Genomic DNA, 26143 nt, shown 5'->3' with positions numbered 1-26143 from the left:
GGAACTCAAAAGAGCTCCGTGTGGGAATCCGTGGATAAATACCACCAGGATCAAACCCAAGTGTTGGCGTAAGCACCGAAGAACTAGAATACGCTAATTCCGCTACTCGCTGCAAATGAGGCTGGCTTCGACACGCTTCCCGTGGTAGACACCACATTCTTTCCGGACCTAATCCGTTGGCCGAAGCCAACTTTCATCCGAGTGCACGTCGAAACCGCGCTTGACTATTCTAGCCTGACTCTATGGCCAGAAACCTATCCGTGGCGGCGTGGCGCGTCGAAGAATTCCACCTCATACTGGCAAGCCGCCGCAAAAGCAGTCTTCATAGCTTCCCGCTCGGGCGCTGAAGCACGAACTGCAGCCTCATCCGCCAGAGTAATTGCCGTCCGGGTTGCCTCGGCAAATTCCTCATCCGCATAATTCTTTAACCATTGGGCATAGGGATGTGTGGCCGGCTCCCCCGCATCACAAAATTGTGCGTAGAGTACTGCGCCCACCTCGGCATAAAGCCAGAAACACGGCAGAACTGCCGCAACCACCACGGGATAGTTGCCCTGGGCAGCAGCCGCATCCAAATGATCCAAATAGGTCTGCGTTACGGGCCCGGGTGGGGTGATACCGATTGGAGAGCCGACGAAACCACCATCTGCGTAGGAGGACAACCAGTTGCGGTGAAGTTCTGCTTCGACCTCAATGCACTGAGCAGCCGAATGAGCCCAGAAGTCTTTTGCCCCTTGGTGTGGCGCAAGCTCGCTGGCTCTTTGCAACACCCGTGAATACCCGTTGAGGTACAGGGCGTCTTGCGAGAGGTAATAGGCGAAGTCTTTGGCACTCAAGGAACCATCGCTGAGCTCCTTGATGAAGCCGAGCTTGTAGATGGCACTCAAGGACTCCGCTGCGAGCCGCCACCACTCACGAGCGTGCTCCCCCGCCGTCCCGTTCGGTGTTGACGTGGGTTGATGACCGCTCCAAGCCTGGCCATTCCATAGGGCGTGAAAGTGGTTCACCGGTCCGTGGCCGCTCCCAACGTTGAGCTGGTCGGCACTTTCAAGGGCGTCAACCAGCCATGATTTGGCTTCCCGAACAGAAAGTACCCAATCCTGCGTGGAGACAAAGATGGTGGCTAAGGCTGAGGAGAGGGAGCATCCGGTCCCGTGGGTGTTGCGAGTATCTACCCGCGCCGATTCAAAGAGCACCACCTCTTCGGCAAGAAAACCAACGGTGTTGATTAGTGCGTCAGGGCATACCGGACCGTCCAAATGGCCGCCTTTGACCAGCACCGTAGAACCCAGTTCTGCAGCTAAGCGCTTTCCTTGCTCGAGGGCCTCCGCCCACGATTGCACCACAGGCTCGCCTAAAAGCGCTGCCAGTTCAGGAATATTAGGGGTGATCAAATCCGCCAACGGTAAAAGCTCACGCATGGCTGCTTCGGCGTCCGGATCCAATAGCCGGTCACCGCTGCTGGCCACCATAACAGGATCCAGTACGACGACGGCTGGCTGCGTTCTCGTCAACCAAGCAGCGACCGTACGGATCACCTCAGCGTTGCCGAGCATCCCGATTTTGACGGCGTCAACGTCAATGTCAGCGGAAATCGATTCAAGCTGTTGATTCAAAAAAACTGTTGGTGGCACGTGCACACCCTGAACACCTCGAGTGTTTTGTGCCGTGAGCGCGGTGATCACAGCCATTCCGTAGCCGCCGTTGGCTGCAATACTTTTGAGATCTGCTTGAATTCCTGCCCCGCCCGAAGGGTCTGAGCCAGCAATGCTTAACACCCGTGGAATCCGCTGTTGCCCATTGTGTGCCGTCTCAGGCGTCGAGGCAGGATGATCCGTTAGGGCAAAGTGGTGCGGAAAAATGCTGGGCTGAGTCAATTCTGTTGCCATTCCGTGGAACCCCTTCAAGATTTGCCCCCAATCTATAGCAAAAGAGGAGCACCCCTAGCAGGGATGCTCCTCTTGTGACGCTAGCTCAGAACCAGCCCCGAACCTCTAGAGTTCCGAGCCCTTAGAGTTCAGAGGCCCTAGAGTTCAGAGGCCGGGACACCAACACCCAAGATCACCGGTGCTTGCTTAGCCGGCGCTTGAACGCTTTTGGTGAGCTCTTGAGCTTCAGGTGCCTTAGCTTCGTGAGTTCCGGAGCTTGCTGGTGCAACATTGCTCTGGAGCTCGACGTTTGTTTCCAACGCTGCGCCCTGTGCACGGCTTGCGCTACGGCGACGACGTCCACGACTGGTGCTGCTACCAACGGGTGCTGCCACAGCTGTAGCCGGTTCGTCAGTAGCTGCTTCGACGTCTGCCGGTTCAGTGGCCGCAGAGTCATTACCGCCAAGCGTAGCGAAAGCTGCGTTGAGCACGTCCAAACTCAGAGCCGGTGCAGCACTGACTGCCGCTGCCGTGCTTGTTGCCACCGGAATGACTACTTCTTCACCGTCAAAACGAAGCACAGCGCGAGCGGCACCTTCGTTCTCCACAGCTTCCGTGCCCTTCTCAGCGCTTGTCGCCTGAGTAGCGGCAGTCGCGTCGCTCTCATCAGCGTCGGCGCTATGAGCGTCCGCGTTATGAGCGTCGGCGCTCTGGGTATCGTCGTTATGAGCATCCTCGTTATGAGCATGGGCTGCGTGAGCTGCAGCGGCGATGTTAGCCAGCGCGTGGCGAACCGCTTCAGCCTTAGCCTGGCGATCCTCGTCAAACTCTTCTTCAACCGCTACCGGGTTCGCCGGGATCAGTTCGAGCTGCTGCTGTTGCTGCTGCTCGCCTGCCACGTTTCCACCCTTGCCACGACGACGGCGACGTTCGCTCCGTACGCTGGGCTGCTGGTTTTCCGAGCGGCTTTGATCCCGATTCTGCTCACGGTTTTGATCACGCTGGGCCTCCCGGCTGTGATCCCGGTGCTGGTGATCAGCGGACGAGGTGCTGGAACGGCGGTGTTCAACGGGTTCGTCGTGAGTAACCACACCACGACCGTCGCAGACCTCGCACTGCTCACCGAATACCTCAAGCAAGCCTGTGCCCATACGCTTACGCGTCATCTGCACTAGGCCCAATGATGTCACTTCGGCCACCTGATGCTTAGTCCGGTCCCGGCCCAAGCACTCAACCATACGACGCAGCACGAGGTCGCGGTTAGACTCCAAAACCATGTCGATGAAGTCGATCACAATGATTCCACCGATGTCACGCAGGCGAAGCTGACGAACAACTTCCTCAGCGGCTTCGAGGTTGTTCTTTGTCACCGTTTCTTCAAGGTTTCCGCCACTGCCGGTGAACTTACCAGTGTTGACGTCCACCACGGTCATGGCCTCGGTGCGGTCAATGACCAAGGAACCACCAGAGGGCAAAAAGACCTTACGGTCCAGAGCCTTGTGGATCTGCTCATCAATGCGCCATGCGGAGAAAATGTCCCGGTCCTCGGTCCACTTTTCCAAACGACCCACCAAATCCGGCGCCACGTACGTAACGTAGGCCTCAATGGTGTCCCACGCTTCTTCACCGGAGACGATCAACTTGGAAAAGTCCTCGTTGAAAACGTCACGCACTACCTTGATGGTGAGGTCAGGTTCGCCGTAGAGCAGTTCAGGAGCAAGGATCTTGGTGGAGGTGGCTTGTGACTCGATACCTTCCCACTGAGCGCGCAGACGATTGATGTCATGCGTGAGCTCTTCCTCAGAAGCACCCTCAGCAGCCGTGCGAACAATAACGCCCGCGTTTTCCGGCAAACGGTCCTTCAGAATGCGCTTGAGACGGTTACGCTCAACGTCCGGGAGCTTACGGGAAATGCCCGTCATTGAACCGCCCGGCACGTACACCAAGTAGCGGCCCGGCAGCGAAATCTGGCTCGTCAGTCGAGCACCCTTGTGCCCTACCGGGTCCTTGGACACCTGAACTAAAACGGAATCGCCGGACTTCAAAGCATTCTCAATGCGGCGAGCTTTTCCTTCGAGATGAACTGAATCCCAGTTGACTTCGCCTGCGTACAGGACAGCGTTACGGCCACGTCCAATGTCCACAAATGCAGCTTCCATGGACGGCAAAACATTCTGCACGCGGCCCAAGTAAACGTTGCCAATCAGCGAGTCCTGCTGCGTTTTGGAGACAAAGTGCTCTGCCAATACGCCGTCTTCGAGGACGCCGATTTGAATCCTGTCGTCGCGCTGACGAACAATCATTTGGCGGTCTACGGATTCACGGCGAGCCAAGAACTCGGCTTCCGTGATGACTTGGCGGCGACGGCCAGTCTCGCGAGACTCCCGGCGACGCTGCTTCTTAGCTTCCAAACGAGTGGAACCCTTGACACTGGTAACCCGGTTTGACGGTGCAGACTCAGTGACGGCACGCGGAGCACGCACACGGGTCACCGTGTTGGGCGGATCGTCGTCTCCACCACCGGTCAACTCAAGATCCTGGTCACCGCGGCGGCGACGCCGACGCCGACGTGAGGTCACGCCGTCGTTATTGCTGTCGTTGTCCGGCTCAACCTCTTCCTCGTTGGGATCCTCAGACTCGTCCGTGTCCGGATTCTCAGAGGATTCGTTCCGGGAACCACCGCGGGAGCGGTTGCGGCGGCTACGGCTACGACGACGACGGCGTGAACCGGCGTCGCCCTCTTCCTCGTCGAGGTCCTCAGCTTCATCAATGTCGGCACTGACCTCGGCGGGGGTGCGAACAACCACGCTCAAGTCAGGGGCCTGGAAAATCACCGAGCTCGCCGAGACGGGCTCCATAAACAGCGAAGTAATAGACGGGGCAGGTTTCTCTTCTGCCGGAACTGCTCCGTCCTCCGTGGTGACAGACGGCGCAGCTTCCTTGACCTCAGGTGTTGCCGTTCCAGCTGGCTGGGTTTCCTCGGTGAGCTGGGGTTCTTCGGCTGGGTGGGAAGCTGCCTCATCGGTGACTGGCTTTTTGCTGCGCGAATTACGTGAGGTGTTGCGTCCTGAATTTCGGCGACTAGCTCCTCTGGTGGTGGCTTCAGCAACCGGTGTTTCAGACACAGTTGCATCAGACACAGGTGCTTCTACAACAGGGGCTTCAACGACGGCGGCTGAAGCTTCAGGCTCTGAAACTTCAGGCGCAGCGGCTTCTACAGTGGCTGCTGCGCGGCTGGCGCGTTGGCGGCTAGCGGCCGGTTGGGCCTTCATTTTGGTGGTGCGGGTGCGGCGGGCCGGGGCAGCAGTTGCGGCTTCCGACGTCGAACTTTCTACCTGCACTGGTTCCACTGGCGCTGCTTCAGTGGTTGGCTGAGCCGCTGACTCACCCGGAGCAGCTGCTTTACGTGTCCGGCGAACTGGTGCTTTGCGGGTCCGTTTGGGCGCTGGCTCGGCGGTAGCTTCCGCTGCATTCGTTACAGCGGCCGGTGTAGCGTCGATTGCTTCGCTGGCGTCAGCTTCAGAGGTACTAGTGGCTGCTGCGGCTGGCTTGCGGCGGCTACGCGTGGGGCGCTTTGCGGGCGCTTTGGCTGATTCATTGGTATCAGCGTTGGTGTTTTGCTGTGGTGCTGACGTTGATTCGTCATTACCCGTTGTTATTTGGTCACTGTCCATAGTGGCAATACTCCTGCCCCGGTAGCCGCCCCACAGCCAGCGCCCCATAGGGCCAATAATTGTCAAAACCCGCAGGCGTTAACGGAAGTCAGTGGTTTGTCTTTGGGTTCGCACCATCATCTGGGTGCGGCAAGTCCCTAAGACCGTCAATCGCATCACAACCCGCCATGTCACGTGTAGCAAACTTGCCACGTGCTATAGCCAGGTGCCGCCTGATGGCTATCAGGTCCGTTGCTAAATCCAGAGGATTCGCGTGCGGACCGATTCTTCATCAGCAGTCTTCTTGACGTATTGCCGGACTGGAGACCGAGTGTGGATCGGTAACCAGACAAGCACATTCTCTCACAAGCCGAACGCTTCAGCGCGTCACGGCACGGTAGCCGGCGCCCTAGCCCAGAACACTATTCAGGGAAGTGCCCATCTACGGGCGCTACAATCACCGAAGGTAATCCCAACGAAGGACGAATAACCCATGCCCTCCCCAGCACCACAAACCATTCCCACCATGACTCGAGACAAACCGTTTGCTTGGCTTCTCCTGATCACCGGAATCGTCGGATGGATCGCCTCGGGCTGGTTGGTCTTGGAGAAGCTCGAAGTACTCAAAGACCCTAACCACATCACAGCGTGCGACGTTAGCCCTTGGGTTTCCTGCGGCCAGGTGATGAAGACGTGGCAGAGCTCATTGTTCGGCTTCCCCAACATGTTTATTGGGATTGTGGCTTTTGCCATCATCATCACCACCGCCATGGGGATTCTGGCCGGAGCCAAGTTTACGCGTTGGTACTGGCTTGGCCTTCAAGCTGGCGTAACGCTTGGATTCATCTTTGTTTGCTGGCTCTTTAGCCAAGCGCTCTACGTAATTGGAATTCTCTGCCCGTTCTGCATGGTGGTCTGGGCCATGATGATCCCCATGTTTATTTGGGTGACCACCCGGAACCTGATACACGGCGTGATCCCCGCACCTGCCGCGCTGACCAAGTTCCTCGGCGAATGGGGCTGGGCCGTTGTGGTACTGCTGTACGTCGGTGTTATTGCCGCTGTGTTCTTCCGATTCATCGCCGTCTTCATCGGCACCTCCGGCTACTGAGCCAAGAACTTCATAAACAAAAAAGCTGTGGCCGGGGACAACCCGGCCACAGCTTTTTAGTGGAAAGTTTTAGGAGAACCAGATGCCGATCTCGCGCTCGGCTGACTCTACTGAGTCCGAGCCGTGAACCAAGTTCTGCTGGACCTTCAGGCCCCAGTCGCGGCCAAAGTCACCACGAATGGTGCCCGGCGCTGCTGTGGTTGGATCAGTGGTTCCCGCCAAGGAGCGGAAGCCTTCAATAACGCGGTGGCCTTCAAAGATCGCTGCCACTACCGGGCCGCTGAGCATAAATTCAACAAGCGGCTCGTAGAACGGCTTGCCTACATGCTCCTCGTAATGCTGCTCCAACAATTCGCGGCTCGCGTTGACCTTCTTGAGCTCCACAAGGGTGTAACCCTTGGCCTCGATGCGGGCCAGGATGGCGCCGCTCAGGTTGCGTGCCACACCGTCGGGCTTGACGAGTACTAGTGTGCGTTCAATGCTCACAATCGCTCCAAAAGTTGGGTTTGGGATATCAACAAAAGCTTACGTGCTTTCAGCCACTTCTTGCTTAGCTGGCTGCGGTTCCGCCGGGTGCTACGTCGCGATGTTCGGCATCCCACGCGGCCTGCTCACGCTCGCGTTGGGCGTTCTCAGTGTCAATCCGGATGCCCGTCCGAATGCCGTACCACCATGCCACAGCAAACAGAACACCCACCACAAACATCATTGGCTCAACAAAGCCGGTGAGAATCAACACCACTTGAAGCAGCCACCCCAGCGCAACGCCCCAGGGCTTACTCAAGAAAGCACAAGCCACCACCATAATCACGGCCACAGCAATACCAACCGTGAGGATCAAAGCGGGGTTGAGTTCATTGCGCTTGAAACCAAACACCACAAGCGTGGCAAAGAACGCCACAAACGCCTCAAGCAACAACACGGTAGAGGCAAACATCACTTTGGTGGAACGCCGTTTTTTAGGCATTCCGGGGCGCCACTCGCGCTGAGCCTTGGTCAACTTAGCCATAACCTATTCCCCTGCCTTGGCGAGGAGCATCCTAGCCTCAGCAACTAGCGTGATTGAACCAGTGACCAACACACCGCCAGCCAAATCCTCATTGGATTCAGAGCGTTCAACAGCCCACTCAATAGCATCGTCCAAAGACTCAGCAATCTTGACGTTCTCTTCACCAAAGCCAAGGTCAATTGCCAATTCAGCGAGTTCCCCGGCCGGAATCGCACGCGGTGAGGTGGACTGTGTAAAGCAGATCTCGCCCAATAGCTCGCCCAAAGACTCACGCAATTGCTTGAGGATTTCCTCGGCATCCTTCTCGCGCAGAACACCCAAAACCACCACTAGCTTGCTGAAGCTAAAGGCCTCCGTGATGGCCTCTGCACTAACTCGAATTCCTTCAGGGTTATGGGCAGCATCCACGATGATGGTTGGAGCTGTGCGAACAACTTCTAGACGCCCTGGAGAAGTGACGTTTGCAAAGGTTTCCGCCACAATCTCAGCATCCAGTTCACGCTCTCCGGCACCAAAAAACGCTTCAAGGGCGGCAACGGCCACCGCAGCATTTTGCGCTTGGTGCGCACCATGGAGTGGCAGAAGAATGTCTTGGTAGCGGCCAGCGAGGCCTTGGATGGAGAGCACCTGACCACCAACGGCGATCTGGCGGGACTCCACCCCAAACTCAACACCTTCAAAGCGGAACGGGACGTCCACTTCCCGCGCTTTTTCCAAAAGCACTTGGGCTGCTTCAACGTCTTGAACGGCGCTAACCAAAAAACCACCAGGCTTGATGATGCCAGCCTTCTCAAGGGCAATGTCCTGCGTAGTGTCGCCCAAAAGATCGGTGTGATCCAAGGAAATTGGTGTGATCACCGAGACTTGGCCATCACCAACGTTAGTAGCGTCGGTGATGCCGCCAAGACCCACCTCAATAACGGCCACATCAACCGGCTGATCGGCGAAGATAGCGAAGCCCAGAATGGTAACGCATTCAAAGTAGGTGAGTTTCGGCTCGCCCTTGCCATCCAATTCGGCATCAACAATGTCCAAATAGGGGTGAATCTCATCCCAAATTCGCACAAAGGTTTCATCGGCTACCGGCTCGCCATCAATCGAAATGCGCTCCGTCACTTTGGCCAGGTGCGGACTCGTGTACCGTCCAGTACTCAAGCCATGCGCACGCAAGCCGGATTCGATCATGCGGGCCGTAGAGGTCTTTCCATTGGTGCCCGTGACGTGGATGATCGGGAATGCCTTGTTAGGCTCACCCAAAACCTCCATGGCCCGGAACAACGGAGCCAAACGCGGCTCCATTTTGTTCTCCGGGGCACGGCTCAACAGTTCTGCGTAGACACTCTCTACTGAGAATTCGTCGCTCATACCTTTACCTTCTCCACTACAACGTGCGCGTCACTTGCATCAGAGCTGTTGGAAGAATCCGCAACAACCAGCTCCCACTCCTCGGTGAGAGTCTCAACCTTGACCAACTCAGCGTTAGATTCAAGCGCTGCGATAACTGCTGCAGCGGCTGTCACAGTGGTGCGGATCCTGTCGCTGACGTTGAGGTCAGCATCCTTACGGGCCTGTTGGATTGTGCGAACCATGTCACGAGCAAGTCCCTCAGCTTCGAGCTCCGGGGTCAGCTCGGTGTTCAGCACCACGAAGCCACCACCGGGCAGTACTGCAACTGCTTTGCCCGAACCCTCACCAGCGCCGGCCACCACCGTTTCTAGCGTGTACTCCTGCGGTTCAAGTTCCAAACCACCCGAGGTAACAACACCGGCGTCGGACACTGACCAGTCCCCCGACTTGGAACCCTTGATGGCGAGCTGAACGTTTTTGCCCAAACGCGGGCCCGCGGCCCGTGCGTTCACCACCAGTTTCTGCTCGATCCCAAACTCTTCAGGGGAGGCAGTCTCCGCGTCCAGAAGCTTGACCGAACGGATATTCAACTCTTCCCCGACGACGGAGGCAAAGTCGCCCAGTGATGCAGCGTTGGGTGCCACCACAGTGAGTTCCTGGAGCGGCAAACGAACGCGCAACTTCGCGGCTTTTCGCAAGCTCGAACCAACCGAACAGATCTGCTGGATGCGGTCCATAGCCTGGACCAAGTCAGGCTTGGCCGGGAACAAATCAACGTTGGGCCAGTCCGTGAGGTGAACCGAACGGCCACCGGTGAGTCCACGCCAGATCTCCTCAGTCACCAGCGGCAACAGCGGGCCAGCAACACGGCACACGGCTTCCAGGGCCGTGTACAAAGCGTCAAAGGCGTCAGTGCTCTCGTCAAAGAACCGCTGACGGCTACGGCGCACATACCAGTTGGTCAGCATGTCCAAGTAGCTTCGCAGGGCATCACACGCCCCTGAAATGTCGTAGCTGTCCAGAGCCTCGGTGACATCGCGGACTAGGTCCCCGGTGTTGGCCAACAGGTACTGATCCATCGTGTCTTGGTAGCCGTCGTAGCGCAGCTTAGCCTCGTAGCCAGCGCCACCATTGGCAGCGTTGGTGTACAGGGTAAAGAAGCTGTACACGTTCCACAGCGGCAAGATCACTTGACGAACACCGTCGCGGATACCCTGTTCGGTCACTACCAAGTTGCCGCCACGCAGGATGGGGCTGGACATCAAGAACCAACGCATGGCGTCTGAACCGTCACGGTCCAGAACCTCTGAAACGTCAGGGTAATTCCGCAAAGACTTGGACATCTTCTGACCGTCGGAACCCAGCACAATGCCGTGGCTGATGACATTGCGGAAAGCTGGACGGTCAAAGAGCGCAGTGGAGAGGATGTGCAGCATGTAGAACCAGCCGCGAGTCTGTCCGATGTACTCCACAATGAAGTCAGCCGGGTTGTGAGAATCAAACCAATCTTGGTTCTCAAAGGGATAGTGCACTTGGCCGTACGGCATGGATCCGGAATCAAACCACACGTCCAGTACGTCCTCAACACGACTCATCACGGACTGACCTTCTTCTGGCGTGCGCGGGTCATCCGGGTTGGGGCGAGTCAGCTCGTCGATGAAGGGACGGTGCAGATCGGGCTGGCCCTGGTGGTTGAGCGGGATCCGGCCAAAGTCAGCTTCGATCTCAGCCAAAGAGCCGTACACATCGGTGCGCGGGTACTCCGGATCAGAGGACTGCCACACGGGGATGGGGCTGCCCCAGAAACGGTTACGGCTAATTGACCAGTCGCGGGCGTTGGCCAACCACTTGCCGAACTGGCCGTCCTTGACGTTATCCGGGATCCAGTTGATCTCCTGGTTGAGCTCCACCATACGGTCCTTGAAAGCCGTGACGGAGACGTACCACGAGGACACCGCGCGGTAGATCAGGGGGTTACGGCAACGCCAGCAGTGCGGGTAGGAGTGCTCGTAGCTGGCCTGGCGTACCAAACGGCCTTCAGCGCGCAGCAAAGCGGTGATGGGTTTGTTGGCCTCGAAGACCTGCAAGCCCACAATCTCGGCAAGCGGGCCGTTAGCAAAAAGTGGCAAGAACTTTGCGCCCTCATCTACCGAGAGCACCACCGGAATGCCAGCCTCTTCACAGACCTTCTGGTCATCTTCACCATAGGCAGGAGCCTGGTGAACAATACCCGTACCGTCGGTGGTGGTGACGTAGTCAGCCACGAGGATCCGCCAAGCGTTCTCGGTGCCGTACTTCTCGGTGTCCGCGAAGTCGTTCCACAGTGGTTCATAACTGATTCCGGCGAGGTCTGCACCACGGTGAGTTGCCGTCACGGCGGCAGTCGCGGCAGCGCCGTCGTCGTACCCCAAATCCTTGGCGTAAGCGCCCAGCAAGTCAGCGGCGATCAGGAACTTAGCGTCAGCTGCAACAGCGGAGGCCTTAACACCGTTGGGGCCGGCCGGCACCACTACGTAATTAACCTCAGGCCCGACGGCGAGGGCCAGGTTGGTAGGCAAGGTCCAGGGTGTGGTGGTCCAGGCCAAGGCGAGAACCCCTGCGAGCTCTTGGGAGAGCGCCGAACTACCAGCCTTGAGCGGGAAAGTCACTGTGACTGTCTGGTCCTGACGGTCCTTGTAGACGTCGTCATCCATCCGCAGCTCGTGGTTGGACAGCGGTGTCTCGTCCTTCCAGCAGTACGGAAGGACGCGGTACCCGTTATACGTCAGTCCCTTTTCGTGGAGCTGTTTAAATGCCCACAACACGGACTCCATGTACTCAACATTGAGTGTTTTGTAGTCGTTTTCGAAGTCAACCCAGCGGGCCTGGCGGGTGACGTAGTTCTTCCATTCATCCGCGTACTTCATCACTGAGGAACGGCAAGCATCGTTGAACTTGTCGATGCCCATGGCCACGATCTGGGTTTTGTCAGTCATACCCAGTTGCTTCATGGCTTCGAGCTCAGCAGGCAAACCGTGGGTGTCCCAGCCGAAGCGTCGCTCCACCCGGCGGCCTCGCTGAGTCTGGTAGCGGCCCACGAGGTCTTTGGCGTAACCGGTCAAAAGGTGACCGTAGTGAGGCAGGCCGTTGGCGAAGGGCGGGCCGTCATAGAACACAAACTCGTTGGTTCCAGGAGCTTCCCCGTCCAGTTGTGCAGGGCGCTGATCGATACTCGCTTGGAAGGTGCCGTCTTGGTCCCAGTACTTGAGGATCCGCTCTTCGATGTGCGGGAACTTCACTGAGGTGGACACGCCTGAAGCGTCGGGGGAAGTGGTGGCCTTGGGATACTTTGGCATCTCTAACATCCTGGTATGAGCAACGTGACTGACAGGATGCAAGGACGAATTTGTTTCTCAGCACTTGGCCAAAATACAGAACCGCGGTACCACCTCGCTTACCAAACGTGCGCCCCGGGGGAAGCGCGTTTGGCCGCTCATTATCTGCTGTAACGGGCTTACCCGTCCGGTTCTACTGACATCCACGCATAAAAGATGTTCTGGTGTGGTTGTGTTCTTCCGGAAGCTCACCGGTGATGGCCGGGTCAATGCTTGTATTACTAGTCTAACGGCTAGCTAGGATTTGCGGATCACCTTGTGATTGGCGGCTTGTGCCACCGGCCGGATGGTGATCAGATCCAAGTTGACGTGGTGCGGCAAAGACACAGCGTGCTCAATAACTTCGGCAACGTCGTCCGCGGTCAGTGGCTTATCCACGCCGGCGTAGACTTTCGCGGCAGCACCGGCGTCACCCAAGCGGTTGAGCGAAAATTCCTCGGTCTGCACCATACCTGGCGCAACTTCAATCACGCGCACGTTGTGCTCGGCTTCTTCGAGGCGCAACGCACCGGTCATGGCGTGCTCAGCGAATTTGGCGGCGTTGTATCCGCCGCCACCCTCATAGGCTGACTGCGCCGCAGTTGAGGTGAGGTTCAAAACGGTGCCCTCGCCGTTTTCACGCAGCATCGGCAAAAACGCACGTGTGAGCTTCATGGTGCCCACCACGTTGACTTGGAACATCCATTCCCAGTCTTCCGTTTTCGCGTTGGCAACACTGTCAACGCCGCGGGCACCGCCGGCGATGTTGACCAAAGTATCAATTCCTCCCGCTTCGGTGACCTGTGCCAGCAAAGCTGCAATTCCGGCGTCGTCAGTAATGTCCAGACTTACGGGAACGGCGCCGGTTTCAGTGGCCAGCGAAGCGAGACGTTCTGCGCGGCGCGCTACAGCGAAAACGCGCCATCCGGCAGCGGTGAGACGGCGGACTGTGGCCTCACCAATTCCCGTGCTTGCACCGGTTACTACTGCCGCTCTACCGCTTGCTGCCAAAGTCATGATGCAAGCCTAGCGCGCAAGAATTCACTCAAAACAATTGCATGGTTCACGTCTGGATTTTTTGCCCCATATAACAACGTCACGTGCTCACCGTTGCGGACATGCGCCAGGAGAAGGTCGACGGCGGCACTCTGCTCCGGAGCTTGACTCAACTCGTGCAAGTACTGGCTTTTGAAATCAGCGAAGCGATCCTGCATGTGAGCGAATTCCTTGCGTAGCAGTGGTGACGGCGCAATCTCCTTGAGCCAGAGATCGAGTTTGGCGCGTTCCTTACTCACGCCGCGGGGCCAAAGCCTGTCTACCAAAACCCGCGTTCCATCCTCATCCGCGGCGGGCTCGTAGACACGCTTAACCACCAGTTCTTGGCCCAAGTCACTCATGTTCGGATGCTACTGCAAATGGCGGCTACAGAACATGAAAGAATTGACCCATGGCTGAAGACACGCAGGGTACAGACACGCCCACCACCGCCCCTATCAATGTTCCAGACAAGCCCGCTTTGGAGGGTTTGGAGACCAAACTTTCTCAGCGTTGGCTGAGCGAAGGAACGTACAACTTCGACACCGAGACCACGCGCGAGCAGGTCTACTCGATTGACACTCCCCCGCCAACAGCATCAGGTTCACTCCACGTGGGCCACATGTTCTCTTACACTCAGACGGACGTGTTGGCTCGCTTCCAGCGAATGAACGGCAAAAACGTTTTCTACCCGATGGGTTGGGATGACAACGGTCTGCCTACTGAGCGCCGCGTGCAGAACTACTACGGTGTTCGTTGCGATCCTTCAGTGCCCTACAACGCCGACTACCGCCCGCCCGCGGTCGCTGCGAAGAACCAGCGCGACTTTGATGTGGTGTCCCGCCGAAACTTCATTGAACTGTGTGAAGAGCTCGCCGTTGAGGACGAGAAGATCTTCGAGAACTTGTTCCAGACTTTGGGGCTTTCCGTGGACTGGAAGCTCACTTACCGCACCATTGATGATGTCTCCCGTGCTGTGTCTCAGCGCGCTTTCTTGGCGAACCTGAGCACTGGCGACGCTTATATGGCTGAAGCCCCCACGTTGTGGGACGTGACGTTCCGCACCGCTGTGGCTCAAGCTGAGCTGGAAGACCGCGAAGTTGCTGGCGCTTACTACCGCTATCCGTTCTTCACCGAGGACGGCGAGAAGATCTTCATCGAGACCACTCGCCCGGAGCTCCTCGCGGCTTGTGCTGCATTGGTTGCCAACCCGGATGACGAGCGCTACAAACCGTTGTTCGGCAAAAAGGTCACCTCACCGATCTTCGGCGTAGAAGTAGAAGTATTGGCTCACCCGCTGGCCAAGGCGGACAAGGGTTCCGGCATAGCCATGGTGTGTACCTTCGGTGACCTGACCGACGTCACCTGGTGGCGCGAACTTCAGCTGCCCACACGCGCCATTATGGGCCGCGACGGCCGCATCATCGCCGAGGTTCCCGAATGGATCACTGAGCCTGCTGGACGCGAGGCTTATGCCTCAATTGCCGGTAAAACCGCGTTCTCAGCCAAGGAAGCTGTGGTTGAACTCTTAACCGCTGCGGACCTGCTGGACGGGGAACCGAAGAAGATTATGCACCCGGTGAACTTCTTCGAAAAGGGTGACAAGCCGCTCGAAGTGGTTACCTCGCGTCAGTGGTACATCCGCAATGGTGGCCGCGACGAGGACCGCCGCGAACGCCTCATTGGCCGTGGCGAGGAGATCGATTTCCGCCCGGCCTTTATGCGTTCACGTTACGAAAACTGGATCTCCGGCCTCAACGGTGACTGGCTAGTTTCCCGCCAGCGCTTCTTTGGTGTTCCCGTTCCAGTTTGGTACCCGCTGGATGCTCAGGGTAACCCGAACTTCGATAGCCCCCTTGTCCCCAGCGACGAGATGCTTCCCGTGGATCCCGCTGCCGACGCAGCTCCCGGTTATACCGAAGATCAGCGCAACGCACCCGGTGGTTTTATTGGCGACGCAGACGTGTTGGACACTTGGGCAACGTCATCCCTGACACCGCAGATTGTGGGTGGCTGGAGCCGCGACGAAGAACTCTTCTCCAAGGTTTACCCCTTCGATCTGCGTCCTCAGGGCCACGACATCATCCGCACCTGGCTGTTCTCCTCCGCAGTGCGTGCCGATGCTTTGCAGGGCTCGGCTCCGTGGAGGCACGCCGCCATCTCCGGCTGGATCCTGGATCCAGACCGCAAGAAGATGTCCAAGTCCAAGGGCAACGTGGTGGTTCCTACGGACGTGCTCAACGAATACGGTTCTGACGCTGTCCGTTACTGGGCAGCCTCGGCCAAATTGGGGGCGGACACCGCTTACGAGATTGCACAGATGAAGATTGGCCGCCGCTTGGCGATCAAGCTCCTGAACGCTTCCAAGTTTGTGCTGAACCTGGGCGCCACCGAGAACTCCGTTTTGGGTAACGATCTCTCAGTAGTCACCAACCCCTTGGACCGCGCACTGCTCACCCAACTGGCCAACGTCACGGCGGCAGCCACGGCGGCCTTCGAGAAGTACGACTACGCCCGCGCTTTGCAATTGAGCGAATCGTTCTTCTGGCAGTTCACCGATGACTACGTTGAGCTCATCAAGGACCGCGCCTACGGTGCTGCAGGCGAGGCCGAACAAGCTTCAGTATTGGCTGCCCTAGCCACCACCTTGGACACCTTGTTGCGACTCTTTGCTCCCTTCTTGCCCTTCGCCACCGAAGAGGTTTGGGGCTGGTGGCGCACCGGTTCCGTTCACCGCGCAGCATGGCCCACAGCCTTGCAGGGTGTTGACGGAGATCTGTCCATGCTTGCCACCGTGGGACTGGCGCTCAGCGGTGTCCGCAAGGCGAAGTCCGAGGCCAAGGTGAAGCAACGTACCGAGGTCCTCTCAGCGACGATCACCGCGCCGGAGCAGCTGGTCAAGCAACTCGAAGCAGGGCTGGTTGACCTCAAGGCCGCCAGTAACGCCCGGGAAATCATGCTCGTTGCAGGCGAGGGTGAACTGAGCGTCTCGGCTGTTGAATTGGCCCCGGCCGAGGAAGCCGCACAGAGCTAGGCACACTAGACAAAACCCCGCACCGTTAGTTCGGTGCGGGGTTTTTGTTGTGCTCAGCTTTATTTGATCAAGGCTTTTGGAGTAGTGTTCCAGCGGACGTCTTAGTCGAAGGACGGCATCTCGGTCCGGCTGCGCTTGATCTCAAAGAAGTACGGGAACTGCGCCAAGGTGACCGTAGCGTCCCAGATCTTGCCCGCCTCTTCACCCCGCGGAATACGGGTCAGCACGGGGCCAAAGAATGCAGTGCCGTTGAAAGACACCACCGGTGTTCCAACGTCCTGGCCCACAAGCGAAATGCCGGACTCATGGCTAGCCCGCAACGCATCGTCATACTCGTTGGAATCAGCAAAGCGTGCCAAGTCAGCCGGCAGTCCGGTGCTGGCCAGGGCCTTGCTAATCACGTCAGCGTGGTCTTTGTTGCCGTTGTTGTGAATTTCCGTGCCCATGGCATCGTAGAGCGGCTTGATGTACTCGGCGCCGTGCAATTCCTGAGCTGCGATGATGACACGAACTGGTCCCCATGCCTTGTCCATAAATGCGCGGTACTCTTCGTCCAAGTCGCGGCCGTCATTGAGCACAGCCAAGCTCATTACGTGCCAATTGGTGGTGATGTTGCGGACACTCTCCACTTCGCCGATCCACCGCGATGTCACCCAAGCAAAGGGGCAAACCGGGTCAAACCAAAAATCGGCAGTGTTGGATTCTGGAAGAGTCAAAACAGCTCCTGGGTTCAGTTCTTCACCACCAAAAAGCGGTGCGGGCACGACGGCGTTGACCTCCGTCGTCGTCAATCACAGCAAAAGATTACGCGGACTTATTCCGCCGTTTGGCCACCACATCATGGGCGATCAGCGTGGGCTGGGCCTTGTTCAGAACAACATCCTCGGTGACAACTGCTGTAGCGATGTCCTCACGGCTGGGGAGGTCAAACATCACCGGCAACAGCACTTCTTCCAAAATGGCGCGGAGACCACGAGCACCGGTCCCCCGCTCGAGTGCTTGATCAGCGATCGCGTCCAAGGCGGCGTCTTCAAATTCAAGTTCCACACCGTCCAGCAAGAACATTTTCTTATATTGCTTGATCAGTGCGTTCTTAGGCTCCGAGAGGATCTGGATCAGCGCTGTGCGGTCCAAGTTGGAGACGGTCGTGATCACGGGAAGCCGGCCAATAAACTCAGGGATCAGACCGAACTTGAGGAGGTCCTCGGGCATAACCTCCGCGTAGGAATCCACTTGGTCCCGTGCTTCATTGAGCGGGGCACCAAAGCCAATTCCCTTACGGCCCGAGCGCGAGCCAATGATCTCTTCCAGACCGGCGAAGGCGCCAGCCACAATAAAGAGCACGTTGGTGGTGTCGATCTGAATAAATTCTTGGTGCGGGTGCTTGCGCCCACCCTGCGGCGGAACCGAAGCAACGGTGCCCTCCAAGATCTTCAAAAGTGCCTGTTGAACACCTTCTCCTGAAACGTCACGGGTGATGGAAGGGTTCTCAGATTTACGCGAGATTTTGTCAATCTCATCGATGTAGATGATTCCCTGCTCAGCCTTTTTGACGTCATAGTCTGCGGCTTGGATCAGCTTGAGAAGAATGTTCTCAACGTCCTCGCCCACATAACCGGCCTCGGTGAGCGCCGTCGCATCGGCTACCGCGAACGGAACGTTCAAGCGGCGGGCAAGGGTTTGTGCAAGATAGGTCTTTCCACAACCGGTGGGGCCGATCAGCAAGATATTGGACTTGGCGATCTCAACGTCGTCGTGATGGCCCTCGGCCAAAGCGCCGCCCTTAGGAGCATGACCGGCCTGAATGCGCTTGTAATGGTTGTACACGGCGACGGCGAGTGAACGTTTGGCTGGTTCCTGACCAATAACGTATTCCTGCAGGAAGTCGAAAATCTCCCGCGGCTTAGGCAACTCGAAGTTTCCGAGGTCCGCTACTTCCGCGAGCTCCTCTTCGATGATCTCGTTGCACAATTCGATGCATTCGTCACAGATGTAAACACCAGGGCCAGCAATGAGCTTGCGCACTTGCTTCTGGCTTTTGCCACAAAAGGAACACTTCAGCAGATCCGTGCTTTCGCCGATCCGAGCCATAAATGAATCCCTTCGTGTACTACTGCTATTTACCGTCCACCTCGTAGACGACTATTTCTACTCTAAGACACCATGACGCGGGCGTCTGGTAAACAAACGCCGGTGGAGTCCAGATGAAGGACGCCACCGGCTTAAGTTTTTACAGTTCTTACTTGCTGATCGCCGTCGGCTTGATCTTCCGGGTCTCGAGAACCTGGTCAATCAGACCGTAATCGAGGGCTTCTGCCGCCGTCAGGATCTTGTCGCGCTCAATGTCATTGTTGACCTGCTCCGAAGTCCGGCCGGAGTGCAGGGCAAGAGTGTCCTCAAGCCAGGTGCGCATACGCATTACTTCGTTGGCCTGGATTTCCAGGTCAGAAGCCTGACCTCCCTGACCACCTGAGAGTGCCGGCTGGTGAATCAAAACGCGAGCGTTCGGCAGTGCCAGTCGCTTACCCGGAGTACCAGCTGCGAGCAGTACCGCTGCAGCCGATGCAGCCTGACCCAAGCACACCGTCTGAATTTCAGGGCGGATGTATTGCATGGTGTCGTAAATTGCCGTCATCGCGGTGAAAGAACCACCGGGCGAGTTGATGTACAAGGTGATGTCGCGGTCTGGGTCAGTGGACTCAAGGACCAAGAGCTGGGCCATGATGTCGTCTGCCGAAGCGTCGTCAACCTGAACACCGAGGAAGATGATGCGGTCCTCAAAGAGCTTGGTGTAAGGGTCTTGGCGCTTGAAGCCATAGGGTGTGCGCTCTTCGAACTGCGGCAATACATAGCGGCTCGTCGGCAAGTTGCCAGCGGACCATCCGAAGTTGTGGTTCATGTTCATTACTCCTGAATCTAAAAGTTTCGCTTCGGACGGTTACTTAGCAGCCGTACCGCCGCCACCGGATACCGTTCCAGCGCTTGCGGAGATCTTGTCGAAGAAGCCGTAAGCCAAGGCCTCTTCTGCTGTGAACCACTTGTCGCGGTCATTGTCCTTGAGGATGGTCTCCACGGTCTGGCCAGTCTGGTCTGCAGTGAGCTCGGCCATAACCTTCTTCATGTGCAAAATAAGTTCGGCCTGGATCTTAATGTCAGAGGCGGTACCGCCAATGCCGCCGGAAGGCTGGTGCATCAGGATACGAGCATTCGGTGTGGCGTAACGCTTGCCCTTGGTACCAGAGGACAGCAAGAACTGTCCCATGGAAGCGGCAAGACCTGTTGCCACTGTGACAACGTCATTCGGAATGAACTGCATGGTGTCGTAGATAGCCATACCGGCAGTCACTGATCCACCAGGCGAGTTGATGTAGAGGTAAATGTCCTTCTCAGGATCCTCAGCCGAGAGCAACAGCAATTGCGAGCAAATGGCGTTGGCGTTCTCGTCACGAACCTCTGAACCAAGCCAGATGATGCGCTCCTTGAGCAGGCGGTTGTAGATGTAGTTATCCTGGGCGGCCGGATCTACGCTGGCCATCCGGGGGCTGGATGCTTGCTGTGTCATGAGTGCTTACCTCTCGCTGGTGATGCTTTCATCACGAAAATTCACTACTTGGACACTAACTGTTTTGACCGCGCATTTGTTCGCCAAAAAGCCCCTGTTCGCTGACGGCGCACGATTGGCCAAACACAAAAGTGCCGCCCCAGATCAAAGGATCTGGGGCGGCACTTTAGACCTAGAAGGAACTAGCCTTCCACAGGACTACTAGAACTTGGCGGATGCAGGATCATCCGAGGCAACAGTCTCAGACTCTTCGCTGGCCTCATCAGTTGCCTCGGCTGCAGCAGCCTCAGCGGCGATCTCTTCACCGGAGCGTACAAAGTCGCTCAGGTCAACAGCGTTGCCTTCGGAGTCAGTAACCTCAGCCTTGCCCAAAACAACTGCAAGAGCCTTGCGACGGCGAACTTCAGCAACCATCATCGGAACCTGGCCGGACTGGTCGATCATCTGAGCGAACTGGTTCGGGTCCATGCCGTACTGGCTTGCAGTGCTCACGATGTAGTCGATGAGCTCGTTCTGGCTGACACCAACTTCTTCCTTGTCAGCAATGGCGTCAAGGATAACTTCGTTCTGGAAAGCACGCTCCGTGTTGGCCTTGACCTCTGCGCGGTGCTCTTCGGTGTCGTGCTCGGTGTCGCCGTGTGCGTTCTCAGAGGAGAAGTGGGACTCGAGCTGCTCTTCAACAACAGAAGCCGGAACCGGAACCTCAACCAGCTCAACGAGCTTGTCCAGGACCTTGTCGCGAGCCTCTACGCCCTGCTCAACAATCTTGGACTCAGCAGCCTGCTTGGCCAAGTCTTCGCGCAGTTCAGCGAGGGTGTCGAATTCGGAAGCCAGCTGAGCAAAGTCGTCATCAGCGGTGGGAAGCTCGCGCTCCTTGACAGTCTGGACTACAACCTTGACCTGAGCTGCTTCACCAGCGTGCTCGCCGCCTACCAAAGTGGTGTCGAAGATTGCGTCTTCGTCAGCGGACAGGCCGGTTACGGCCTCATCGAGGCCGTCCAGCATGGTGCCCGCACCGACCTGGTAGGAAAGGCCGGTTGCTGAGTCAACATCTTCGCCGTCGATGGTTGCGGTGATGTCGATGGTGAGGAAGTCCCCATCCTTAGCGGGACGGTCAACGGACTTCAGGGTACCGAAACGGCCGCGAAGTTCGTCCAAAGCGGTGTCGACGTCTGCGTCGGAAGACTCGGCTGCAGCTACATCAACTTTGATGCCTGCGTAGTCCGGGAGTTCGATTTCCGGGCGAACATCTACCTCTACGTGGAACTTCAAGACGCCATCGGTGGAGGTGGGGTCCGGAACTTCGGTGATTTCAACCTCAGGGCGGCTCAACGGACGGATTGCGGTTTCTTCGACAGCAGCCTGGTACCAGCCGTTGAGGCCGTCGTTGATGGCTGTCTCCAACACGTAGCCACGACCCACGCGCTGGTCAATCATTTTGGAGGGAACCTTGCCCTTACGGAAACCCGGAACCTGAATCTGGTTTGCAACAGTCTTGTAGGCCGCGTCAATGCTTGGCTTCAATTCCTCAAAAGGAACCTCAACGTCAAGCTTGACCCGAGTGGGCGTGAGGTTTTCGACAGCGCTCTTCACAGCGTAGAACTCCTGATTGGTTTCTGGGATAAGGTTCTGCGCCGCCGGACCGCAATCCGATACCGGCGGCAATAATGCCTCGCAGAGTCGGGGTGACAGGATTTGAACCTGCGACTTCCTGCTCCCAAAGCAGGCGCTCTAGCCAAGCTGAGCTACACCCCGTAAGTGCACAGGACAGTCTACGGGCAATTTGGCCGCAAATGCACATCTGTGTTCTACGAGCATCAACTTTACACGGTAAAGCAGCTTGCTTTGACCCATCCATTGCGTCCCAGCGAGAGCGCTACAACGCCGCTTCGAGTGAAGTCAGCGGAAATACCGGAGGATTTCAGCGGCTGCGTAACAGCCACACCATCAGAGTGGATTTGCGCGGGAATCTGAGACGTTGCTATGCTCAGGGGGTTGCCGCGAGCCAGGCTCTGGCGCTCGGGGACGTAGCTTAATGGTAAAGCCTCAGTCTTCCAAACTGATTACGCGGGTTCGATTCCCGTCGTCCCCTCTTTTGCCTTATCGAATCGTTGAGATAATGCAGTATTGAGTAACTTGAATTACTCGTTCAATAGTCATTCCGGTTTATCCGGGATGACTATTTTCGTTTTTCGGCTCGTCTGCGCACGATCCTCCGCCCTTGGTTTCAGCTGGCACAAGTTTGAGCTGGCACACGTTTCAGCGGGCAAAAGGGTTTACGCCCCGTAGTCAGCGGCGTAGCTTGAGGATTGCAAACTCATTGGATTCTGTGGCCCGGGGGTCGCCATGTCTTCGCTTGGAAAACTTACTCGCACACTCACCACCCTTGGCACAGCTATGCTCTTGAGCGCAGGGTTCATAGCCGGCCCTGCCATGATCAGCACCGCAGAGGCCGCATCAGCCGGACCAGCCGCCATTGCCGCCGTCTACGCCAAGCCGGGTGTTGCCAGCAGACTCGGCGCCTCGAAGGCCCCCACCGCATGTAACTTGGTGAACTCCGGCTGCTATCGTTCCTTCACCATGGGGATCATCATCTGGAGCTCCAGCACCGGTGCGCAAATAGTGCACAGAGGAGCCATCCATACTCGTTGGGTGGCAGAGGGCTCAGAACACGGTACTTTGGGCTACCCCACCACCGCTGAATACTGCGGCCAGCGGAATTCAGGCTGCTATCAAAAATTTGCCAAAGGAAGCCTGTATTGGAGCGCCGCGTCTGGGGCAGTCCCCGTCCATGGCGCCATGTTGACACGCTATGCCTCCCTCAAGCTACACAACGGCTTTCTCGCTTACCCCGTTGCCACACAGAACTGTCGCTTGGTTCGCGGCGGGTGCAAGCAACAATTTCAAGGCGGTGTGATCTGGTGGCAGTCCGGGACCGGCGCGTGGAGCACTCATGGTGGTGCGATCCAGACAGCCTGGATCAACCAAGGCGGCGAGAAGGGCCGCCTTGGTTACCCCAAGACCAACGAGAACTGCACCAACGGCTACTGCAAACAGAGTTTTGAAGGCGGATACGTCGACTGGACTGCAAAGGCTGGGGCGCGCACGCATTTCAATGCCGCTGCTGCCCCCAGCGTGCCTGTGATCAACAAACGCCGTCCGCTCTCCCCCATCACTTATGGGCCGGCAGCCACTATCAACGTCTACGGTGCCACGATGGAGCGCACTGCTGGTTTAGCTATGCAGCGACTCATTGCTGCCGCCCGTGCCGCTGGTGCTGGAATGACAGCGGTTAGTGGTTACCGCAGCTACGCCACGCAGAAATCGCTCTACTACAACTATGTGGGCATGTACGGTCAGGCACAGGCTGACCTGATTTCAGCCCGGCCTGGTTATAGCGAACACCAAACCGGGCTGGTCCTAGACATCGGCGATTCGAGCGGCCAGTGTGGGCTGTTGCCGTGTTTTGAAAACACCCGTTCCGGTGCTTGGGCAAAGGCCAATGCGTGGCGGTACGGCTTTATTGTTCGCTACCCCAACGGCTATACCAACATCACCGGATATTCCTACGAACCATGGCATTTGCGATACGTAGGCACGCCATTGTCTACGGATATGCACATCCGCAAGATTCCCACACTTGAACAACGTTTCAGCTTGCCAGCAGCTCCCAGGTACTAAAACTAGTGCTGGCAGCTAGGGCACCAGTAGAGTTTCCGGGCGGCCGCTTCAGTGAGTGCCACAGCTGTGCCGCACTTTCTGCACGGTAACCCGATGCGTTTATAGACAAAGTGGGAGTCTTCTGGCGCGGCAAGGCCGTCAACCGCCAGCAACTCAGGTGACCAAAAGTCCGGTGGTGTGGTGATAATCCGCCCGTCCTTGACGCCGTCGGACATTAACCGTGTGGCATCTGCCCACAGCGCCGAGGCGGCGCTTTCACTCACCTCGGTACCTGGCACAAACGGATTAATACCGGCCCGGAACAACAGCTCTGCCCGGTAAATGTTGCCGATACCCGCGACCACACTTTGGTCCATTAACAACTGTCCGACGGCGGTACGTCGCCGCCGGAGACCGCCCACAAACCGCTGTTCGTCACCAGTTTGACCATGCAGCCCCGTTTGGCTGTGCAAGGGATCTGGCCCCAGCTTGGCCCGGCGCTCCGAGGCTTCCGGTTCAGTAATAACATCACAACGGCTGGCACCGCGCAGATCCGCCCAGCCGTGCTCAGAGACTAACCGGACACGAATAGCACCCCGCGGTTCTGGTGGCCCCTTATAAGGAGCACTGGACGTGTCCTCAAAAGATTCGCTCTCACCGATTTTCCGCGGCGCACCGATACTTGAAGCACCACTGAAAGTGGCGTCACCACCAAACTCCCAAGCACCGTAAAGTCCCAAGTGCACGTGCAAAACCAGCTGGTTCTCGAAGCCCAAAAAGAGTTGTTTGCCGTGCGCTTGAGCGTCCACTAGACGCTGGCCGTCAAGGAGTCGCGCGCCGTCCTTGAACCTGCCCTGCGGGCTGGAGGCGGCTAGCTGCTCACCTGCAAAAACGTCTGCAAACTGAATGGCCAAGCGTCGGACTGAATGCCCTTCAGGCACTAAGCGATGACCTCGCCAGTGGTCTCATACTGGGCAATCTTGCCGATTCGGCGCATGTGGCGTTCGTCGTGGCTGAACGGTTCTACCAAAAACGCTTCAATCAGTTGAGTAGCTTCCTCAACAGTGTGCTGACGCCCACCAACCGCAATAACGTTTGCGTCATTGTGCTCGCGAGCCAGACGTGCCGTGTCCAGATTCCAAGCCAGCGCTGCACGGATTCCCTTGACCTTGTTTGCGGCGATTTGTTCGCCATTACCGGATCCGCCCAAAACAATTCCGAGGGCGTGGACTCCGGCGCTTTGATCAGCAACCACTGCGAGCGCAGCGTTGATGCAGAAGGCCGGGTAGTCATCCAATGCGTCATATTCGGTGGGTCCGTGGTCAACCACTTCGTAGCCTTTGGCACTGAGGTGGCTCATGAGGTGGGCGCTAAGCTCCATCCCTGCGTGGTCAGTGGCAATGTGTACGCGGGGTGTGGTGGCAGTTGAAGTCACGGAACAATCCATTCGTTGAAGCCTGTGGTGTTGGTCTATAGCCTACTAGCGCCAAGCATTCAGATGCGCGGCGAGGGATTCTGCGTCCTCTGGTGTTTTGGTGCCGAGGACAGCGCTGCGTCCATCTGTGAAGTTCAGCATCACTCCAGCTCCGCTGCTGACCAGGATGGAGCGGCTGTTGTGGTGTAAGCGCGGCCCCCACCCGCCGTGATTGTTGGCATCCAGTGTTGTAGCCGTGGCCGAGTCGAGATGGCCTGCTTGGGTTTTGAGAAACGGCAGCACCCCGGCAATACGAATCTGCAGACGATCCTGATCCGCATAAATGCGGTAGAACAAACAGGCCGCAATCACTAGCGCAACCACGACCAGTAGCCCCGAAAGCCAGGGAACCAGCGGGACAAGCAGGGCTGCTGGCATCAAAAAACCAATCCCCAGCATCACAAAGATTGAGCTGCGCGCATGAACCCAAGATGACCATTGGTCATCTTCTGCTTCTGGATTCGCTTCCAAAAGGAGTTCACGTTCCAGTGCGCGGTCATCCGCTGGGCTCCATTTCTCGTCCGGTTTGTAGAGCATGCCCATCACCAGCGCGAGGGTCACGGCGGCTCCACTACCGAGCAGCAGCACCATGGTGTCAACGTGGGAGTTGCGGGCATCTGCCACATTGAGCTGGCCTACCAGTCCGGCGGCAAAAACTGTCACCAGGAAGAGGTCAGCAGCAATCCCTAGGGCCATCAGTATTCGTCTCATGACCACTGGTCTGGCTAGCGAGACGGTCTGCAAAAGCAGTGCCACCCCCACTAGAAGGATCGTGCCAACAGCCACCAGCATGTATGTTCCAAAGGGCACAAAAGCACGCGCGCCAGCACCGTCCCACATGATGGCTACGGGTGAGGGCAGCCTCGAGGAAAGGCTCGAGGTCGCAATAACAAACGCCGCACTCAACACCACCGGAAACCCGATGGCAAAACGCAGTGCACGGTGATCCCAGCGGGGTGCGCTGTTGATGCTTGGAGAGCTCATATGTCCACGTTATTCCAGCCGGGCTTGCTTGGCGCCCGATCAATGAAAGAATG

19 protein-coding genes and 2 tRNA genes are annotated in these 26143 nt (G+C 57.4%); 4 read left to right on the top strand and 17 right to left on the bottom strand.

The annotated features are described in order from the left end of the window. Window positions 1-254: 254 nt before the first annotated feature. Complete coding sequence (locus tag ACQQCD_RS09950) at window positions 255-1889, bottom strand: bifunctional hydroxymethylpyrimidine kinase/phosphomethylpyrimidine kinase (RefSeq protein ID WP_430268223.1); 1635 nt, start codon at window positions 1887-1889, stop codon at window positions 255-257. A 137-nt stretch (window positions 1890-2026) separates the two neighbouring features. Then, window positions 2027-5542, bottom strand: a complete 3516-nt coding sequence (locus ACQQCD_RS09945) for an Rne/Rng family ribonuclease (RefSeq protein ID WP_430268222.1) — start codon at window positions 5540-5542, stop codon at window positions 2027-2029. 472 nt (window positions 5543-6014) lie between these two features. Here ACQQCD_RS09945 and ACQQCD_RS09940 point away from each other — a divergent pair, with 472 nt between their 5' ends. After that, window positions 6015-6632 (top strand): vitamin K epoxide reductase family protein, encoded by a 618-nt coding sequence (locus tag ACQQCD_RS09940; RefSeq protein WP_430268221.1) that lies wholly within the window; start codon window positions 6015-6017, stop codon window positions 6630-6632. 69 nt (window positions 6633-6701) lie between these two features. Here ACQQCD_RS09940 and ndk read toward each other — a convergent pair whose 3' ends face one another. The 6 genes from ndk to ACQQCD_RS09910 all read right to left on the bottom strand — a co-directional run bounded on the left by ndk (window position 6702) and on the right by ACQQCD_RS09910 (window position 13738). After that, window positions 6702-7118, bottom strand: a complete 417-nt coding sequence (gene ndk / locus ACQQCD_RS09935; protein WP_430268220.1) for a nucleoside-diphosphate kinase — start codon at window positions 7116-7118, stop codon at window positions 6702-6704. Between the two features lie 64 nt (window positions 7119-7182). Then, window positions 7183-7641 (bottom strand): DUF4233 domain-containing protein, encoded by a 459-nt coding sequence (locus ACQQCD_RS09930; protein WP_430268219.1) that lies wholly within the window; start codon window positions 7639-7641, stop codon window positions 7183-7185. A 3-nt stretch (window positions 7642-7644) separates the two neighbouring features. Beyond that, entirely contained in the window at window positions 7645-9006 is a 1362-nt protein-coding gene (locus ACQQCD_RS09925) for a bifunctional folylpolyglutamate synthase/dihydrofolate synthase (protein ID WP_430268218.1), read from the bottom strand. Further along, complete coding sequence (gene ileS / locus ACQQCD_RS09920; RefSeq protein WP_430268217.1) at window positions 9003-12323, bottom strand: isoleucine--tRNA ligase; 3321 nt, start codon at window positions 12321-12323, stop codon at window positions 9003-9005. The genes ACQQCD_RS09925 and ileS overlap by 4 nt, the downstream gene beginning before the upstream one ends. A 276-nt stretch (window positions 12324-12599) precedes the next feature. Further along, entirely contained in the window at window positions 12600-13358 is a 759-nt protein-coding gene (locus ACQQCD_RS09915) for an SDR family oxidoreductase (RefSeq protein WP_430268216.1), read from the bottom strand. Further along, window positions 13355-13738 (bottom strand): DUF488 domain-containing protein, encoded by a 384-nt coding sequence (locus tag ACQQCD_RS09910; RefSeq protein WP_430268215.1) that lies wholly within the window; start codon window positions 13736-13738, stop codon window positions 13355-13357. Before ACQQCD_RS09910 ends, ACQQCD_RS09915 begins: the two co-directional genes overlap by 4 nt. Before the next feature lie 50 nt (window positions 13739-13788). Between ACQQCD_RS09910 and valS the strand changes: the two genes are divergently transcribed. Further along, entirely contained in the window at window positions 13789-16410 is a 2622-nt protein-coding gene (valS, locus tag ACQQCD_RS09905) for a valine--tRNA ligase (protein WP_430268214.1), read from the top strand. 101 nt (window positions 16411-16511) lie between these two features. Here the strand turns inward: valS and ACQQCD_RS09900 are convergent, their stop codons facing one another. The 6 genes from ACQQCD_RS09900 to ACQQCD_RS09875 form a co-directional block, all read right to left on the bottom strand. Then, on the bottom strand, window positions 16512-17126 hold the full coding sequence (locus tag ACQQCD_RS09900) for a DsbA family protein (RefSeq protein WP_430268244.1): 615 nt from the start codon (window positions 17124-17126) through the stop codon (window positions 16512-16514). 88 nt (window positions 17127-17214) lie between these two features. Then, window positions 17215-18501 (bottom strand): ATP-dependent Clp protease ATP-binding subunit ClpX, encoded by a 1287-nt coding sequence (gene clpX / locus ACQQCD_RS09895; protein WP_430268213.1) that lies wholly within the window; start codon window positions 18499-18501, stop codon window positions 17215-17217. A gap of 148 nt (window positions 18502-18649) precedes the next feature. Then, window positions 18650-19309, bottom strand: a complete 660-nt coding sequence (locus ACQQCD_RS09890) for an ATP-dependent Clp protease proteolytic subunit (protein ID WP_430268212.1) — start codon at window positions 19307-19309, stop codon at window positions 18650-18652. A gap of 39 nt (window positions 19310-19348) precedes the next feature. Next, window positions 19349-19945 (bottom strand): ATP-dependent Clp protease proteolytic subunit, encoded by a 597-nt coding sequence (locus ACQQCD_RS09885; protein ID WP_430268243.1) that lies wholly within the window; start codon window positions 19943-19945, stop codon window positions 19349-19351. A gap of 228 nt (window positions 19946-20173) precedes the next feature. Next, window positions 20174-21565 (bottom strand): trigger factor, encoded by a 1392-nt coding sequence (gene tig, locus ACQQCD_RS09880; protein WP_430268211.1) that lies wholly within the window; start codon window positions 21563-21565, stop codon window positions 20174-20176. An 87-nt stretch (window positions 21566-21652) separates the two neighbouring features. Then, window positions 21653-21727 (bottom strand) — tRNA-Pro (locus ACQQCD_RS09875). Window positions 21728-21993: 266 nt separating this feature from the next. On the opposite strand from ACQQCD_RS09875, the gene ACQQCD_RS09870 reads away from it, so the two are divergent. Both ACQQCD_RS09870 and ACQQCD_RS09865 read left to right on the top strand, forming a co-directional pair. Next, window positions 21994-22064, top strand: a tRNA-Gly gene (locus tag ACQQCD_RS09870). 254 nt (window positions 22065-22318) lie between these two features. Beyond that, window positions 22319-23653, top strand: coding sequence for a D-alanyl-D-alanine carboxypeptidase family protein (locus ACQQCD_RS09865; protein ID WP_430268210.1), 1335 nt, complete (start codon window positions 22319-22321; stop codon window positions 23651-23653). 2 nt (window positions 23654-23655) lie between these two features. Here the strand turns inward: ACQQCD_RS09865 and ACQQCD_RS09860 are convergent, their stop codons facing one another. The 3 genes from ACQQCD_RS09860 to ACQQCD_RS09850 are packed head-to-tail and all read right to left on the bottom strand — an operon-like array spanning window position 23656 to window position 26090. After that, window positions 23656-24573 (bottom strand): Fpg/Nei family DNA glycosylase, encoded by a 918-nt coding sequence (locus ACQQCD_RS09860; protein ID WP_430268209.1) that lies wholly within the window; start codon window positions 24571-24573, stop codon window positions 23656-23658. Then, on the bottom strand, window positions 24573-25067 hold the full coding sequence (locus tag ACQQCD_RS09855; RefSeq protein ID WP_430268208.1) for a ribose-5-phosphate isomerase: 495 nt from the start codon (window positions 25065-25067) through the stop codon (window positions 24573-24575). The genes ACQQCD_RS09860 and ACQQCD_RS09855 overlap by 1 nt, the downstream gene beginning before the upstream one ends. 45 nt (window positions 25068-25112) lie before the next feature. Continuing rightward, window positions 25113-26090 (bottom strand): hypothetical protein, encoded by a 978-nt coding sequence (locus tag ACQQCD_RS09850; protein ID WP_430268207.1) that lies wholly within the window; start codon window positions 26088-26090, stop codon window positions 25113-25115. Between the last annotated feature and the right edge of the window lie 53 nt (window positions 26091-26143).

Source organism: Pseudarthrobacter sp. J1763, assembly GCF_050490295.1.
Taxonomy (GTDB): Bacteria; Actinomycetota; Actinomycetes; order Actinomycetales; family Micrococcaceae; genus JBNPEO01.
The sequence above is the reverse complement of the archived record's forward strand: the minus strand, read 5'-3'. Positions and strand labels throughout refer to the sequence as shown.

Coding starts and splice junctions, on each gene's coding strand:
- ACQQCD_RS09950 (WP_430268223.1), bottom strand. CDS start 1,889: ATGGCAACAGAATTGACTCAGCCCAGCATTTTTCCGCACCACTTTGCC.
- ACQQCD_RS09945 (WP_430268222.1), bottom strand. CDS start 5,542: ATGGACAGTGACCAAATAACAACGGGTAATGACGAATCAACGTCAGCA.
- ACQQCD_RS09940 (WP_430268221.1), top strand. CDS start 6,015: ATGCCCTCCCCAGCACCACAAACCATTCCCACCATGACTCGAGACAAA.
- ACQQCD_RS09930 (WP_430268219.1), bottom strand. CDS start 7,641: ATGGCTAAGTTGACCAAGGCTCAGCGCGAGTGGCGCCCCGGAATGCCT.
- ACQQCD_RS09925 (WP_430268218.1), bottom strand. CDS start 9,006: ATGAGCGACGAATTCTCAGTAGAGAGTGTCTACGCAGAACTGTTGAGC.
- ileS (WP_430268217.1), bottom strand. CDS start 12,323: ATGCCAAAGTATCCCAAGGCCACCACTTCCCCCGACGCTTCAGGCGTG.
- ACQQCD_RS09915 (WP_430268216.1), bottom strand. CDS start 13,358: ATGACTTTGGCAGCAAGCGGTAGAGCGGCAGTAGTAACCGGTGCAAGC.
- ACQQCD_RS09910 (WP_430268215.1), bottom strand. CDS start 13,738: ATGAGTGACTTGGGCCAAGAACTGGTGGTTAAGCGTGTCTACGAGCCC.
- valS (WP_430268214.1), top strand. CDS start 13,789: ATGGCTGAAGACACGCAGGGTACAGACACGCCCACCACCGCCCCTATC.
- clpX (WP_430268213.1), bottom strand. CDS start 18,501: ATGGCTCGGATCGGCGAAAGCACGGATCTGCTGAAGTGTTCCTTTTGT.
- ACQQCD_RS09890 (WP_430268212.1), bottom strand. CDS start 19,309: ATGAACCACAACTTCGGATGGTCCGCTGGCAACTTGCCGACGAGCCGC.
- ACQQCD_RS09885 (WP_430268243.1), bottom strand. CDS start 19,945: ATGGCCAGCGTAGATCCGGCCGCCCAGGATAACTACATCTACAACCGC.
- ACQQCD_RS09865 (WP_430268210.1), top strand. CDS start 22,319: ATGTCTTCGCTTGGAAAACTTACTCGCACACTCACCACCCTTGGCACA.
- ACQQCD_RS09850 (WP_430268207.1), bottom strand. CDS start 26,090: ATGAGCTCTCCAAGCATCAACAGCGCACCCCGCTGGGATCACCGTGCA.